We start from the raw sequence: 14,708 nt of genomic DNA, 5'->3' as shown, positions 1-14,708 counted from the left end.
GGTGTGCCCTGAGAGGCTAACGTTTTTGCTTGTAATAAGATGTGGTCGGTCGGTCGAAGGCTCTCGCCACATTGGCTGCCAGAACGCGCCCCCTGCTACGAACCAGCCATATTATTCCATCGTTACCTTACAACTATTTTACGGACTCAAATTCACGTATATCGGAGCTATGACTTATAAGCACTATCCCACCCGCCCTGGGACGCTGACGGAAGAATTTGTCAAACAGGAATACCAAAAGATCGTCGAGAAGATAGCGGCTGCCGAAGCCGCTGCCACATCGGACGGATGGCTCGAACTCTACGCAGAGTGGAATGCACTGCATTCACTCGTCAATAGCGAGACAAGCCGTATCTCCCATGCCGCAAATAAGGACAAGAGTGATGCAGAACTCGAAGCCCGCGAGACATACCAGCGCGAGCATGTCCAACCTGTCGCCGATGCCGCGAACGAGAAACTCGTGTACGCGCTGCTCGCCTCGAAGTATAAACAGGCGATTGCCGAACGCTACGGCGAGCATCTGCTCCGTGTGCTCGAAGTCATGCGCGAGCCGATCGCGAACGTGAATATCGATTTGCGTGTGAAGGTCGGCGACCTCGAGTCGAAATACGATAAGATCGTTGCCGGCGGCGAAGTAGTCGTCAATGGCCAAACGCTGACACTGCCGAAGGCGGGTGCGCTACAGTCGTCGGAAGATGGCGAGACTCGCAAAGCGGCATTCGTCGCCGTTCGTTCATGGTTCCTCGATCATCGCAGCGAGATCGCTGCCATCTACGATCAGATGGTGCATTTGCGCGACGAGATGGGCCGCAATCTCGGCCACAAGAATTTTATTCCGCTTGGCTACGAGTGTATGGGGCGCGTGGATTACGGCGTCGAAGAAGCCCGGAAATTCCGCGAGAACATTCGCAAGTATGTGGTGCCGCTGCAGACGAAGTTATACGCCGAACGTGCAAAGCGACTTGGTGTTGCGGCGCTCAAGCCCTGGGATGTCGGTTACGACCCCGCGTTCACGCTTCCGACCGGAATTGCGCCGGTCGAGTCGCAGATCGAAAAGGCCCAGAACATTTTCGATAAACTTTCGCCGATTCTTGGCAATCACTTCCGCCGCATGCGGCAGGAAGGCCTCATTGATCTGGAGAATCGTAAGGGCAAACGCGCAGGTGCGTATTGTACGTCGTTCCCGGACGAGGGTCGTGTTGCGATCCTCTGCAATTCCGTCGGCGATAGCCAGGACGTCGGAACATTGACCCACGAAATGGGTCACGCATTCCAGGGCTGGGAATCGCAGTCGATCGAATCGGTCGATCTGCAGTGGCCGACCTCGGATGCATGCGAGGTCCATTCGATGGGGATGGAGTACCTCTCGATGCGCCACATGAACGAGTTCTTCGACGAGCAACTCACCGAGAAATTCCGTCGTAACCGTTGGCGCGACGGCGTCGAGATCATCTGTTACATTGCGATCGTCGACGAATTCCAGCATTGGGTCTATGAAAACCCGAATGCCTCGGCAGACGAGCGCGATACGGCATGGAATCGGATCTGGGATATCTATAAGCCGGGCGTGGATTGGACCGGCGCCGAGCAATATAAAGCAGCGCGTTGGTATGCACAGGGCCACATCTTCGGTTCGCCCTTTTATTACATCGACTATGCGGTGGCTGAAACCGGAGCCATGCAGCTTGCCCTCATGGACGCGAAGGACCACGATTCGACGATCGAAGCGTACCTCAAGCTCTGCCGTATTGGCGGGACGATGAGCGTGCTCGATATTTTCAAGTCGGTCGGAATGCGTTCGCCGTTCGATGAATCGTTGATGAAGGACCTAATGGACCACGCATCGAAGGTGCTCGAACCATCGGCGGTGGCCGTGGCGGCCTAAGGCGCAGGCGGAATTCTTTTCCACAATTCGTGTTTTCAACTGCCCTAATTTTAAGGAAAAACGATGTTTACAGTATTCGTACTTTTGATCCTGGTGATCGGCCTTTTGATGTCGGCCCTTATTCTGGCGCAGTCGCCGAAGGGTGACGGCCTTTCCGGTGCACTTGGCGCTCCGGGGGGCGTCGGCACAATGTTCGGCGTTCGCCGAGCTGCCGATTTCCTCGTGAAGGCGACGATCGCTCTTGCAGCGATTTTCATCGTGTTCTGCATCGCGGCCAACCGCCTCTTCCTGCCGACTGGCATCGAAGGTGCGGCATCGAACCCGTTGCGCGAAGGACAGGCTCCGGCGGCCCCGATCCAGTCGATGCCGACTCAGCAAGCCCCAACCCAGGCACCGGCTCCGCAGACGCCGGCGAAGTAGATTTCTCACGAATCCGTCAGAACGGATCGTTAGTCAAACGGCAGACCCATCTCGGGTCTGCCGTTTTTCATTTATGAAAACGGTCTGTCGAGTTGTGCTGTTAGAATATCGGAAGCAAGCGCACATTCTCACCGCGCTGCCCGGAGAAATTCTATGCGTACTATTCTGTACTCGTTGGTTTGTATCGTGATGGTTGTTACCGCTTCCGAAGCGAAGCGGCTCAAAGCATATTCCTTTCCGAAGGAGATCGCTGCCGGACAACTCGGGGTGATCATCTTCGAGAACCCGAACTTCGACCAAGTTATCGCACGCACCAAATGCGATGCCGAAAAGCTCAATAGCTGGGTCAAACAGGATGTGCCGATCCTTCGAATCGAACAAAAGGGAAAGCAGATCTATACGTCGCTCGGCTCATATCAGTCGATGGGCGACTCATGCATTGCCACGTTCATGGCACCCGTCGCTCTTGAAGCAGGCGATGCGACGTTGTATATTCTCAACGATCACGACGTGAGCATCCCGTATAAGTTTACAATTGCTCCGAAAATGACCTGCAAACTGAGCCGGATTACCGATGCGGCGCTGAAGCCGTTGCAGAAGTTCACGGTAGTCGGCGAAGGTATTCTCCCCTCGCAACAGCTCGATACGAAGGTGCCGATCAAAGCGCTCGATATGAATATTGGGTACAGCAAGTTAGCGCCGGCCGATCAATACAAGGAGCTCAACAAACGCATGGCGATCGATTGGGCACAGATCCCGACCGGCGACTTCCTCGCCGTCGATCAGGGCGATAAGCACTGGGATATCTTTGTCGAATCGTGCGGCATTGCAAAAGACGGGGTGACGCTTGATTTCATTTGTCCGCCCGACCTCACAACAGGCGAAGCGACGCTCACACTCACGACGCGCTACAACAATGCCGAAGCTGCCAAGAGCGCACCGTTGAAGGTGAATGTGCAGTAACGCCGATGCGCGTTGAGCTCACTCGTCATTCGGTGTGGGCGCTGGCATCGTTTCATTCGCATTCCATTTATTCAAGACATCCTCGTAGATGCTGCGGATGCTGAGGTCTTGATCCATTTCGATACTTAGCGCAAGCGCGAAGTCTGTCGGTTTGTCTTTCTCTTCACGGATCAGGTTGTACGTACAGTCGAACTTGATCTCGTAGGTACCTCGGGCGGTGCGCGCGATGTGCAGCGACGACCAATCGGGCGTGATCGAGCCCGAGATGATCTTCGACTTTTTCCAATCGCGTTCGAGCGCGTCGACGGCCTCCTCACGTCGTATGTTGAACTTTGTATAGAATCGGTCCAGCGTCGGATCCAGATATTGGACCATATCGGCATAGTGTTGCGTGAAGTACGCCTTGAAGTACAGATCCAGCCGGTGACGGACCTGTGCCGGTCCGATCATCGGTACAGGCTCTTGCGCGCCGACGGGGACTTCCGTGAAACGCTCGTAGGGAATTTGATTGATATTGACGGCAAAGTTCAAATTGCCTTCACCCATGCCGCCGCTCGTGACACCGATGACTTCCCCGGTGCGGTTGAAGAGCGCACCGCCGCTGCTGCCGAATGTAATTGCTGTCGTGGTCTGGATGATTCGGCCGCCAAGACGGATGCCAGAGACAATACCGGTGGAGAGTGTTTGCGTAAACCCTTCGGGGTTGCCGACGGCGAAACAGTCTTCGCCAATCTCAGGAGCGATATGGGTGCGGTGAACGTATGGAAATTTCCTGCCGCCGCTTGCAACACGAAAGACGACGTAGTCTTTATCCTCATCGTAATCGAGGATCTGTGCGATTGGCAGTTTTGTGCTGTCGTCGAGCACTGCAACGGCATCGGCTGCTTCCTTGAACACATGATAGTTGCTGATAGCAATGCCGGTACTGTCGACAAAGAAACCGGAGCCTTGCGCCGTATCCTGTTCGTCATAGGTATAGATCAAGAATACCGATGGCTTGAGCGACTTATACATTTCCTTCAGCGGCAAGACGTCGCGCGCGTCTTGTTGTGCCGCAACACTGTGCAAATGCATCAAACTATCTTTCAGCAATCTGATCGAATCTCGGAGCGAATGTGCCTCGGCAGTTGCACCGGTATGTTTCTTACAGGATGTAAGTGCGAATGAAAGAACGAATGACAATACAATGGCTGCCACGCTATGGAAGAAGCGAAGCCGAATGATGTTCATGACGATGATGTATGTGCAGTAAATGCCAAAGGCAAATATACACCACAAGTGTCTTTCGCGGTTGAGGAGGTGTTTGCCCGGTAGCGGCTCAGTTCAGGCTTGGATAGATGTTCTTCGTTAGATCATCATTCTGAGCGAAGCGAATGTGCTCAGAATTACAATCTCTGACGCCGGTTCACACTGATTCATTACAGCTCGCCTACTCTCGAACAAGAGTCGACGTGCCGATATGTTTGCCTTCGGTATCGAGGAGTTCTACGCGGTAGGTCCCGTATGGCAGCGATGCGCAGGAATACCTGTCCGATGCCGGGTACTGCGCGACGACACGACCAAGTACATCGTAGAGACGGATTGAAGCATACGGGGCAGTAGTATTGATGCTCCACGCCGATGTTGCCGGGTTCGGCATGAGAACTGGTGCCGAGAGTGACGTCTCGGTGGTCGGACGGACGCCGGCTTGGTCGGTTGCTATATAGACGAGCCGGATCTTGAATGTATCCTCAGGCACATATTCGTTATGGAGGTGAACGAATACTCTGCCGGTACCGACGGAGTCACCCATGTACACATAGATTCGCAAATGCTCTTCGGAATGTGCTTCCACACGCAGGACCGTCGTATCCACATTGGGGCTCAAACACACATTGGTGCATAGCGCAGATTTCCAATCACCAGGCATCTTCGAGCCGTTATGGCGATCGATCCGGATCAGGGCAGGTACATCGGTTTCGTTGATCAAGCGTGCCTCTGCAGACACCGTAGAGCCCGGCGTCGCATAGATCGTATCGTTAGTCACCAATTCGACGTGGATGCGACCGGTATCGGCTTGCGCCTGTGTCGTATCGATGTTCAGTAGCTCATCGAGGTCGGAATAGACGTTGCTTCCATTCAGGTTGAACCATGGTTCTTTGTAACGCACCATTCCGTTCTGGTCGATCAGATACGCATTGTTCGGAGCAGGGCCGAACGCTTCAAGGTACTGATTGCATGGCGCATCCAGCAAGATCGGTGCGTTGATCGTAAGCTTCTCTTGCATGGTCCGCAGCATCGCCTTGCGTTGACCGTAGGTCTTTGGTTGAGTGAACTGAATGCCTTCCATTACATTGAGCTCGTCGGAGTATGCATCTCCGTCGCCATACGGACTCTTATCGACAACCGGATGTGCTTCGACGGTATAGATTATATACGTGCTCACATGGTCGCCGTACCGTTTGACGATGTCGTTGATCGTTGCAACATTATACCGGAATACTGGGCAGGTATAGCTGCCGGCGACGAGTAATACGGGTTTGCCAAGCGCGAGGATCGTGCCGAGAGTGGTCGAGTCTCCATTCTCGTCATAAAGAGTGAAGTCGAACGCCTGATCGCCGGCATGAAGACCAGTCGAATTGAAATCTGTGCTATACGGACCCGGCGTGCAGATCGCGTCGTCGTCATGCGGCGCACTCAAAATCCCGATCGTCGGTCGCAGAAAGGGCTGTGCTGTAGCCGAAACCCAACCGGCACAGATAACAATTACTGCAATAATATACGGACGTAAACGCATACGTGGCCTTTTGCAAAAAGGGTGTATTTGTCCGTGGGGTGGACGTGTTCGTCTTGGGGAAGTCTACTCGTGGTGGGACACGGTAGGGAATTCTTCGGGGAATAGCGATGGTGAGAATTCTGTGGCTGAACATGCAAAGAATGTGCCACCATAGCGCGTTACAACAGACAAAGTGCTCTTTCTGAGGAAATTTCGATGATTCTGTGTCTCTAATTCTATATCAACTAATGAGAAAGCCGCTACGAACCCCGCCCAAAAATAATCTGTTTATATCAATGTTCTATTTTTGTATCCCTGTAGCGCTGTATTCTCCAGACAACGCACCCTCAATTTTTTCACTGCTATTCGTATTATAATATGGCCACTATCGGATTGCTTTTCGGTATGGAGGAGACCTTCCCTCCGGCGTTATGCGAGAAGATTAACGAACTCGGGGCGAAGGACGGTATCACAGCCGAGTTCTGCTCGATCGACATCTGGAACGCCGACGAACCCAAGCATTACGATGTGGTGCTCGACCGCATCTCGCAGGACGTGCCATTCTATCGTGCTGTACTCAAGAATATGATGCTCAGCGGTACGAAGGTCGTCAACAACCCGTTCTGGATGAACGCCGACGAAAAATTCTTTTCGTACGCGATCTGTGCGAAAGCGGGTGTGCATGTACCGAAGACGGTGCTCGTGCCGAGTAAGAATATCCCGCCCGACACGACGGCAAAATCGTTTCGCAATCTGCGCTTCCCGCTCTCATGGGAAGAGATGTTTCAGCACGTCGGTTTTCCGGCGTATTTCAAACCGCATGCAGGGGGCGGCTGGAAAAGTGTGTACAAGGTAACCAACCCTGAAGAATTCTTCCAGGCGTATGACGAGACCGATCAACTCGTAATGACGCTCCAGGAATCCATCGAGTTCGACGAGTATTATCGGTGCTACTGCCTCGGAAAGAAGTATATCCATATTATGCCCTACGAGCCCCGCAACCCTCACCATTTGCGCTATGCGGCAGCGTTTGCGCCCTCGAAACAGCTAACGGCCGAAATGGAGGCTGCGTGCATCACGATATGCGAAACGCTTGGGTATGATTTCAACACCGTCGAATTTGCGGTCAAGGACGGAATCCCGTACGCGATCGACTTCACGAATCCAGCGCCCGATGCCGAGCGGACGTCGGTAGGGGAAGAAAATTTCCAATGGATCCTTGAGCATTCGGCCAAATGGTTGATCGAGGAAGCGGTGCGACTGACAAAGTCGCGCAAAAAGGCTACTCCGAAAAAAGGGCAAACCTGGCGCGAAATGATCTTGTCATAAGCCGATCGAATCGCACGACTGATATACAAAAGCGGCCACAGCGCCGCTTTTGTCCGTTTTGGGAGAAACCTTTTTATTAAACAACCGTTTAAGTTTTCCAAACGATTGTTTAATTTGTGAAACGCGAAGCGATCATCGACGCAGCGGAGCAGCTCTTTGCCGAAAAGGGCTACGACGGAACGTCGTTGCGCGAGCTTTCGGCACGGGCCGGGATCAACGTGGCGATGGTCTCGTACTACTTCGGGTCAAAGGAAGAGCTCTTTAAGACCATTATCGAATTGCGCAGCGCACAAGCGCGCGCATTTCTCGAATCGCTCAACCGAAACGAATCGATCGACCCGATGACAAGACTCGAACTCTACGTCGATCATTATCTCGAACAACGGATCACGAATCGCAATTTTTATCGGATCGTGCATCGCGAGCTTTCGCTCGATCAACGTTCGACCATGCAGGAGTTTCTGACGAAGGCGCTCTGGAAGCTTCGTTCAGAATTACAGCGGATCCTGCTCGATGGACAGCGCCAAGGGGTGTTTGCCGATGTCGACGTCGATCTCACGATCGCAACGCTGATCGGCCTGGTAAACCTTGTGATGAATAAGGACCAGTTCGCCAACAAGCTGTTCAATGGCGACCCGACCTCGCGCACACGCAAGAAAACGCAGGAGCGCATCGCGAACCATATCAAACGCATGCTTCGCTCCATGCTGCTTATGCCGACTGCTTCGGCGACACCAACAACGAGCGTACCAGAACAGACTATACGATACACGAAGTAGCAGAACCGATACGTATGGAACAAACCACCACGCCGGCACCGGCGAATACGAAGAAGAAACTGATTTTACCCATCATTCTCGGACTCGTGATCGCCGGAGGGGCGGCATTCGGGATTAAAGAGTATCTGTACTATTCGCACAATGCAGATACCGACGACGCGCACGTGGATGCGGATATCTCGCCCGTGATCGCTCGCGTTGCGGGATATGTCACGTCGGTGCGATTCTCCGATAACCAGCATGTCACGGCGGGCGATACACTTGTAACGATTGACGGTCGCGAACTGGCAGTTCGCAACGATCAGGCAATGGGTGCTCTTGCATCGGCGGAGGCCGCTGTTACCACAAGCCAGGCCGGTGTGGCATCGGCAGAGGCATCGTTGGATGTGGCTCGTGCAGCGATCGCCGCGGCGAAAGCCCGGGTGATGAAAGCCGAGAACGACCTCAAGCGCATCCAAGCGCTGCGTACCTCCGGTGCGTCTACGCAACAGCAAATCGACGACCTGATGGCCGAACGTGGCTCTGCGAGTGCGCAACTTCAGGGGGCACAGGCGCAACTTGTCGTCTTGCAACGGCAACTCGAAACTGCGAAAGATCAAGTCGTCGCCACAACGACCGCACTTGCGGTCAAGAAGGCGGATGTCGAGTTTGCGCGCTTGCAGACATCCTACACCGCGCTGATTGCGCCGGCGAGTGGGGTCGTCAATAAGCGCACGGTTCAACCCGGCCAGCTTATCCAAGCCGGACAAACGGTCGTATCCGTCATCAGCGATTCGACCGTCTACGTCACGGCAAATTTTAAAGAGACACAGCTTGAGCGCATGAAGGTCGGCCTGCCGGTCGATATCGATGTCGATGCGTATCCTGACCATGTGTTTCACGGTACGATCGCAAGCTTTTCGCCCGGCACGGGATCCGCATTTTCACTCCTTCCCGCGGATAATGCGTCGGGTAACTTCGTCAAGGTCGTGCAGCGTGTGCCGGTAAAGATCGCGATCACTCACTCCGAAGGAGGGCACATGCTCAAACCGGGAATGAACGTCAAAGCGGTAGTTCACCTCGATTAACGATCGAGAGGAGTCCTGATCATGGCCGAACACGGCGCACGAAAATATATTATTACAGCGACGGTCATCACGGCCTCGCTCTTGGAGCTGATCGACACGACGATCGTCAACGTGTCGCTGCCGCAGATTATGGGAAATCTGGGGGCGACATTCGAAGACATCGGCTGGGTGGTGACGGGCTATGCGGTCGCCAATGTGATCGTTCTGCCGATGTCCGGCTGGCTTGGCCGCCGGTTCGGCCGCAAGAACTACTTTCTTGCGTCGATCATCATCTTCACGCTTGCCTCGTTCATGTGTGGTAATGCACATTCGCTTTCGGAACTGGTGGTCTTCCGCATTATCCAAGGGTTGGCAGGCGGCGGATTGCTCTCGACGAGTCAGGCAATTCTGCTCGAGACCTGGCCCCGCGAGCAGATGGGCATGGCACAGGCGCTCTTCGGGATCGGTGCGGTTGTGGGGCCAACACTCGGTCCGACGGTCGGTGGATACATCACCGATCATTTCAACTGGCCGTGGATCTTCTATGTGAACATTCCTGTCGGATTGGTCGCAGCAATGTCCACGCTGACATTCATTCGAAAGGATGATGTGGCGCGCGAGGAAACGCCCGTCGATTGGGCCGGCATCGGCCTGCTTGCTGCATCGATCGGCTGTTTGCAGTTCGTTCTCGAAAAGGGACAGAGCGAAAGTTGGTTCGAGACCCCGTACATTGCGGTGCTCACGTTCCTGTGTCTGATCTTCGGTGTGCTCTTCATTTGGCGTGAGCTCTCGACCGATCACCCCGTTGTGAATTTTAGTATTCTGAAGTACCGAAGTTTTCGGCTCGGGATGCTTACTACGCTGGTGCTCGGCTTTGCGCTCTATTCGTCCGCCTTCGTGCAACCCGTGTTCTGTCAAAATCTGCTTGGCTTCACGGCACAACAGACGGGTATGATGCTCATTCCCGGAGGATTAGCGACGATCCTGATGATGCCGGTGACCGGGACCTTACTGCGAAAGCGATTCCCAGCGCAAGTGCTGTCATCGCTCGGCATGATTATGTTTTTCATCTTCACGCAGATGCTCTCGCATCTGACGCTCGCGGCGGGGATGGGTGATTTCTTCTGGCCTCTGGTCATTCGCGGCATCGGCATGAGCATCCTCTTCGTCCCGATCACGACGCTCGCGCTTCAAGATGTACCGAAGCCGATGCTCGGCCAGGCAACGGGACTCAATAATATGATGCGACAGCTTGGCGGGTCATTCGGTATTGCAGTGATGACCACACTTGTCGCATCGCGGTATGCATTCCACCGGTCGAATCTGCTCGATCATATTTCGATATCTTCGCCTCAGACCACCGACCGGTTAAACATGATCACCCATGGGCTCATATCGAAAGGATATACGCTCAGCGCAGCGAAACAGATCGCGTTGCAATCGATCAACGGGAGTGTGATCAAGCAAACATATCTACTGACCTATAGCGATGCGTTTTGGATCGCGGGTGTGTTCTGCCTCGTTGCACTGCCGCTGTTGTTGTTGCAGCGATTCAAACGCGGGGATGTCGTGCTGGCCGATGCCCATTAATTCTGCCGGCCGATTCCGAATCTTCGGGGCCGTTCCGTCGTAATTTAGGGCTTCAATCAGCACGCGCTATGCCCAAAGCCCCAGCTCTGACGATCGGGATCGAAGAGGAATTTCAACTCATCGATCCGGTGACCCGGGACCTCAAATCGCATATCCTTCAGATCCTCGAAGGGAATAAGACGGTGCTTGCCGAACGTGTCAAGCCCGAGATCCACCAGTCCGTCGCCGAAGTCGGTACCGGTGTTTGTAAGACAGTGGAAGAAGCCGGCCGTGAGGTAAAGGCGCTTCGCCGATTCCTCGACGAGCTCGCGCAAAAGCAGGGCCTTCGTATTGCCGCTGCAGGCACGCATCCGTTTGCCGATTGGCGCGACCAACAGATCTTTCCGAATGCGCACTACGACCGCCTCATCGAGGAGATGCAGCTGATCGCACGTGCGAATCTCATCTTCGGGTTGCATGTACATATCGGGATCGAGGACCGAGATCTGCAGATACAGATCATGAACGAGTATCGGTACTTTCTGCCGCATTTGCTTGCGCTCAGTACCAACTCGCCGTTCTGGCTAGGCGCGAACACCGGGCTCAAAAGCTTCCGCACAAAAGTATTCGATCGATACCCGCGCACGAACATCCCCGATTCGTATACCGACTGGAGCGAATTCGATAACTTTGTCAAACTACTGATAAAGACAGGTTGTATCGATACGGCCAAAAAGATATGGTGGGATATCCGTCCGCATCCGATCTATCCGACGCTCGAAGTACGTGTCTGCGACATTCCGTTACGTGCCGAGGAGTCGGTGACGCTTGCGGCAGTCATGCAGGCCATCGCGGCAAAACTTTATAAACTTCGTTCGAAGAATCTCGGCTTTCGCCAATATCGCCGGGCATTGGTCATGGAGAATAAGTGGCGTGCATCTCGGTATGGCATCCATGGAAAACTCGTGGATTTTGGGAAGGAAGCCGAGCGAGACGAGGTCGATCTCATTCAAGAACTGCTTGAATTTGTTGACGATGTTGTCGACGATTTGGGCTCGCGCACACAGATCGAGACAGGCGTGGCCTGGATACTGGCCAACGGCAGCGGCGCCGACCGGCAGCTCGACGTCTGGGAAAAGACGCGAGACATCCGAAAAGTCGTTGACTTTATTTGCGACGAGACTGTTATAGGGCTCGATTAGGAGCATAGCATTTGTTCAAGACCCTCGTTCTTTTCGCCGCGATCGTGTTTGCCGCGTCTGTCAGCGCACAGACGCAGACGATTCCTCCTGCCGCATCCAAAAAACACCTGCCGACCGATACCGTCGGCGTCGTGAACGGCACGCTCATTACGCTCCGCGATTTTCGTGGCGAGCTCAAACGGACCATGAAAGACCATATGTCCGAGATCCCGAACGGCAAAGTATCGGACTCGCTCTATACGAAGTTTGTGAACCTGACGTGGGAGAAAATGATTGGCGACATTCTCATCGAACAGGAGATCAAGAAGCTGAAACTCGAACTTTCGGATGGCGAGACGATCAAACGTATGATTGCCCATCCCCCTGAGCTGCTCAAACAGAGCTTCACCGATTCGACCGGTAAGTATTTTCCGCAGGAGCTCAGTAAATTTCTAAACTCGAAGGCTGCCGATTCATTGCGTGATCAGGTCGTGCATTATTACCGGCTGCAGTTCCAGTACGACGGTTTGGTGCGTACACTTGCACCAAAGGCAACGACCGATGTCGAACGCAAGCAAGCGATCGACGCTTGGATCGCCAAGCGCGCAACACGGGCCGAGATCGACGACCGACGACCCGCATTCGGATTTTATTAACCGTACCCATGTCTACGTATACATCGTCGCAAGGCGACGAAGCACCAATTCCGCGGATCGAAACCGACGAGGTATTCGAGAACGACCCGGAGCGTGATAAGCACCTCGCGCGCCGACGCATCGCACGCGAACGTGTGATGCAGGCGATCTATGCGCACGTCATCAACGAACGCGATACCGACGAGATATTCTTCGAAATGGTCTCGAGCGATCCGTTGCTTGCCGAACAAGGGATCGAGTTTGCACGTCAACTCATGCGTGCGTACAACCAGCATAAGAACGAGCTCAACGAGATCATCTCGCGACATCTGGCGCACTGGGATGTCTCGCGTGTCGCACTTGTTGACCGAATCCTTATCCAGATCGGCATCCTCGAGTTCAAGTATTTTCCCGAAGTCCCGCCGAAGGCGACGATCAACGAACTCATCGAGATCGCAAAGGATTTTTCTACCGAAGAAAGCGGCAAGTTCATTAACGGTATCTTGCACGCGATCAAAGAAGACCTCACCAAGAGCGGCGACATGAAGAAGGAAGGTCGCGGCCTGCTCGAACAGAGTTTGTGATACGACCACCGTGGAGCTAAAGAAAAAGGTAAAGCGACCAAGCGACGAGTTCATGCCACAATATGTGGCAGGCCGCCGCGCTGCGCTCGAAATGCTCAAAGACGACGAGCGCCGCACGAAGATCGAGAAAGTGTACATCGCGCACGGTGTGCAAGGTCCGCAGATCGGCGAGATACTACACTTCCTCCGAGTGAACAAAGTCCCGTTCTCCGAACTCGATCGCCGCAAGTTCGGCGAGTTGGAGCGCAACGTCGCCAACGGTGTCGATTCGCAAGGCGTGCTCGTCCTGCTCGGCGGTGTGATCTATTGGGAGCTTGATGATCTCGTGACGGTCGAACAAGAGAAGGGCAGAGTCGTGCTCGTCGCGCTCGATGGTATTGAGGACCCGCATAACATCGGTGCCATCATCCGCTCGGCCGAAGCCCTCGGCGCGAACGGCGTGCTCATCCCGAAACGCGGCGCAGCGCTTTCGCCGGCCGTGTACAAGACGAGCGCTGGTGCCGCATTGCATTTGCCCATAGTCAAAGTCAATAATCTTGCCGAGACCATCACACTCCTCAAAGAAGATCATCACTTCCTCTGCCTCGGCCTCGCGGGCGACGGCGAGAAAGAGATCGGCCAGCTCGACACGAGCGGCAACGTCCTGCTCGTGATCGGCAACGAAGAAAAAGGCATGCACCGCCTCGTCAAAGAGCGCTGCGACGACGTCGTGAAGATCCCCCTGCGCGGCAAAACCGAATCCCTCAACGCCAGCGTCGCCTCGGCGCTCGCGGTGTATCAGGTGCTCTCAAAATCGGTGTAGAGACGCGCATATGCGCGTCTTAGGCCCCGGGAACGCACCTCCCAGCCAAGTGATTGTAGATAACATGAACGAGATCATTTTTCTGGTTGAGGAAGATGAAGTCGACGGCGGTCTGAATGCCCGCGCACTCGGTGAGGCGATCTTTACCTTTGGCAAGGACAAAGTCGAACTTCTGAAGAATATTCGCGAAGCAGTGGATGTCCACTTTGACGAAGGGACGGCTCCGAAGATCATCAGGCTTCATTACGTTCACGAAGAGGTCTATGAGTCCTAAGACTCCGCGAGGCGTCTCCGGCAAAGCACTGATCAAAGGCCTTGCCCTCCTCGGTTACCAACCGGTACGACAGCGTGGCAGCCATGCACGGTTGCGAACGGAGCAAAGCGGAGAGCATTTCGTGACTATCCCGATCCATGACTCAATACCAGTCGGCACCCTCAATTCGATCCTTCGGGAAGTAGCCGATCATTTTCAGATCTCAAAGGAAGAACTGCTGCAACGGTTGTTTCCGGTGTGAGGGGATTGATTGATCTCCGTCCGTGCATCGCATATTGAGAATCAGCGCTGCGACGACGTCGTGAAGATCCCCCTGCGCGGCAAGACCGAATCCCTCAACGCCAGCGTCGCCTCGGCGTTAGCGGTGTATCAGGTGCTCTCGAAGACGGTGTAGAGACGCGCCATGGCGCGTCACAGAAACGAGGGCGGGGAGCTGAAGGGTAAGTCAACTAATCGAGCCGACGATACTGCTGCCTCAGTCGACCG

General features: G+C 54.3%; 16 protein-coding genes. 14 read left to right on the top strand and 2 right to left on the bottom strand.

The genetic code is table 11. The annotated features are described in order from the left end of the window. Nucleotides 1–169: 169 nt before the first annotated feature. From JSS75_13780 to JSS75_13770, 3 genes are all read left to right on the top strand, one after another. The gene (locus tag JSS75_13780) at nt 170–1,885 is read left to right on the top strand and encodes a M3 family oligoendopeptidase (GenBank protein ID MBS1904771.1); all 1,716 of its coding nucleotides are present in this window, start codon (nt 170–172) and stop codon (nt 1,883–1,885) included. A gap of 63 nt (nt 1,886–1,948) precedes the next feature. Continuing rightward, a complete protein-coding gene (gene secG, locus JSS75_13775) occupies nt 1,949–2,305 on the top strand; it encodes a preprotein translocase subunit SecG (protein MBS1904770.1) in 357 nt (118 codons plus the stop codon). Between the two features lie 153 nt (nt 2,306–2,458). Then, nucleotides 2,459–3,268, top strand: coding sequence for a hypothetical protein (locus JSS75_13770; protein ID MBS1904769.1), 810 nt, complete (start codon nt 2,459–2,461; stop codon nt 3,266–3,268). A gap of 18 nt (nt 3,269–3,286) precedes the next feature. On the opposite strand, the gene JSS75_13765 is transcribed toward JSS75_13770, so the two are convergent. Both JSS75_13765 and JSS75_13760 read right to left on the bottom strand, forming a co-directional pair. Further along, nucleotides 3,287–4,498 (bottom strand): trypsin-like peptidase domain-containing protein, encoded by a 1,212-nt coding sequence (locus JSS75_13765; protein ID MBS1904768.1) that lies wholly within the window; start codon nt 4,496–4,498, stop codon nt 3,287–3,289. Nucleotides 4,499–4,697: 199 nt separating this feature from the next. After that, complete coding sequence (locus JSS75_13760) at nt 4,698–6,044, bottom strand: hypothetical protein (protein MBS1904767.1); 1,347 nt, start codon at nt 6,042–6,044, stop codon at nt 4,698–4,700. Nucleotides 6,045–6,401: 357 nt separating this feature from the next. Here JSS75_13760 and JSS75_13755 point away from each other — a divergent pair, with 357 nt between their 5' ends. The 11 genes from JSS75_13755 (at nt 6,402) to JSS75_13705 (ending at nt 14,616) form a co-directional block, all read left to right on the top strand. Next, nucleotides 6,402–7,352 carry a hypothetical protein gene (locus tag JSS75_13755; protein ID MBS1904766.1) on the top strand — a complete coding sequence of 317 codons (951 nt, stop codon included), beginning with the start codon at nt 6,402–6,404 and terminating at the stop codon, nt 7,350–7,352. A 116-nt stretch (nt 7,353–7,468) separates the two neighbouring features. After that, complete coding sequence (locus JSS75_13750) at nt 7,469–8,131, top strand: TetR/AcrR family transcriptional regulator (GenBank protein ID MBS1904765.1); 663 nt, start codon at nt 7,469–7,471, stop codon at nt 8,129–8,131. A gap of 14 nt (nt 8,132–8,145) precedes the next feature. Beyond that, a complete protein-coding gene (locus JSS75_13745; protein MBS1904764.1) occupies nt 8,146–9,198 on the top strand; it encodes an HlyD family secretion protein in 1,053 nt (350 codons plus the stop codon). Nucleotides 9,199–9,219: 21 nt separating this feature from the next. After that, nucleotides 9,220–10,767, top strand: coding sequence for a DHA2 family efflux MFS transporter permease subunit (locus tag JSS75_13740; GenBank protein ID MBS1904763.1), 1,548 nt, complete (start codon nt 9,220–9,222; stop codon nt 10,765–10,767). 68 nt (nt 10,768–10,835) lie between these two features. Beyond that, nucleotides 10,836–11,948 carry a carboxylate-amine ligase gene (locus tag JSS75_13735; protein MBS1904762.1) on the top strand — a complete coding sequence of 371 codons (1,113 nt, stop codon included), beginning with the start codon at nt 10,836–10,838 and terminating at the stop codon, nt 11,946–11,948. 11 nt (nt 11,949–11,959) lie between these two features. Beyond that, nucleotides 11,960–12,583: a SurA N-terminal domain-containing protein gene (locus JSS75_13730; GenBank protein ID MBS1904761.1), complete on the top strand. Its 624-nt coding sequence runs from the start codon at nt 11,960–11,962 to the stop codon at nt 12,581–12,583. Between the two features lie 8 nt (nt 12,584–12,591). Then, nucleotides 12,592–13,146, top strand: a complete 555-nt coding sequence (nusB, locus tag JSS75_13725) for a transcription antitermination factor NusB (GenBank protein MBS1904760.1) — start codon at nt 12,592–12,594, stop codon at nt 13,144–13,146. Nucleotides 13,147–13,156: 10 nt separating this feature from the next. Continuing rightward, complete coding sequence (rlmB, locus tag JSS75_13720; GenBank protein MBS1904759.1) at nt 13,157–13,948, top strand: 23S rRNA (guanosine(2251)-2'-O)-methyltransferase RlmB; 792 nt, start codon at nt 13,157–13,159, stop codon at nt 13,946–13,948. 64 nt (nt 13,949–14,012) lie between these two features. Next, nucleotides 14,013–14,222 carry a 2-oxoisovalerate dehydrogenase gene (locus JSS75_13715; GenBank protein MBS1904758.1) on the top strand — a complete coding sequence of 70 codons (210 nt, stop codon included), beginning with the start codon at nt 14,013–14,015 and terminating at the stop codon, nt 14,220–14,222. After that, entirely contained in the window at nt 14,212–14,463 is a 252-nt protein-coding gene (locus JSS75_13710) for a type II toxin-antitoxin system HicA family toxin (GenBank protein MBS1904757.1), read from the top strand. Before JSS75_13715 ends, JSS75_13710 begins: the two co-directional genes overlap by 11 nt. Before the next feature lie 9 nt (nt 14,464–14,472). Beyond that, nucleotides 14,473–14,616 (top strand): hypothetical protein, encoded by a 144-nt coding sequence (locus JSS75_13705; GenBank protein ID MBS1904756.1) that lies wholly within the window; start codon nt 14,473–14,475, stop codon nt 14,614–14,616. Nucleotides 14,617–14,708 lie beyond the last annotated feature (92 nt).

The sequence above is a fragment of the Bacteroidota bacterium genome (assembly GCA_018266755.1).
In the GTDB taxonomy this organism is placed as follows: domain Bacteria; phylum Bacteroidota; class Ignavibacteria; order Palsa-1295; family Palsa-1295; genus JAFDZW01.
Note: the sequence above shows the minus strand (reverse complement) of the source record. Positions and strands in the feature narration are given on the sequence as shown.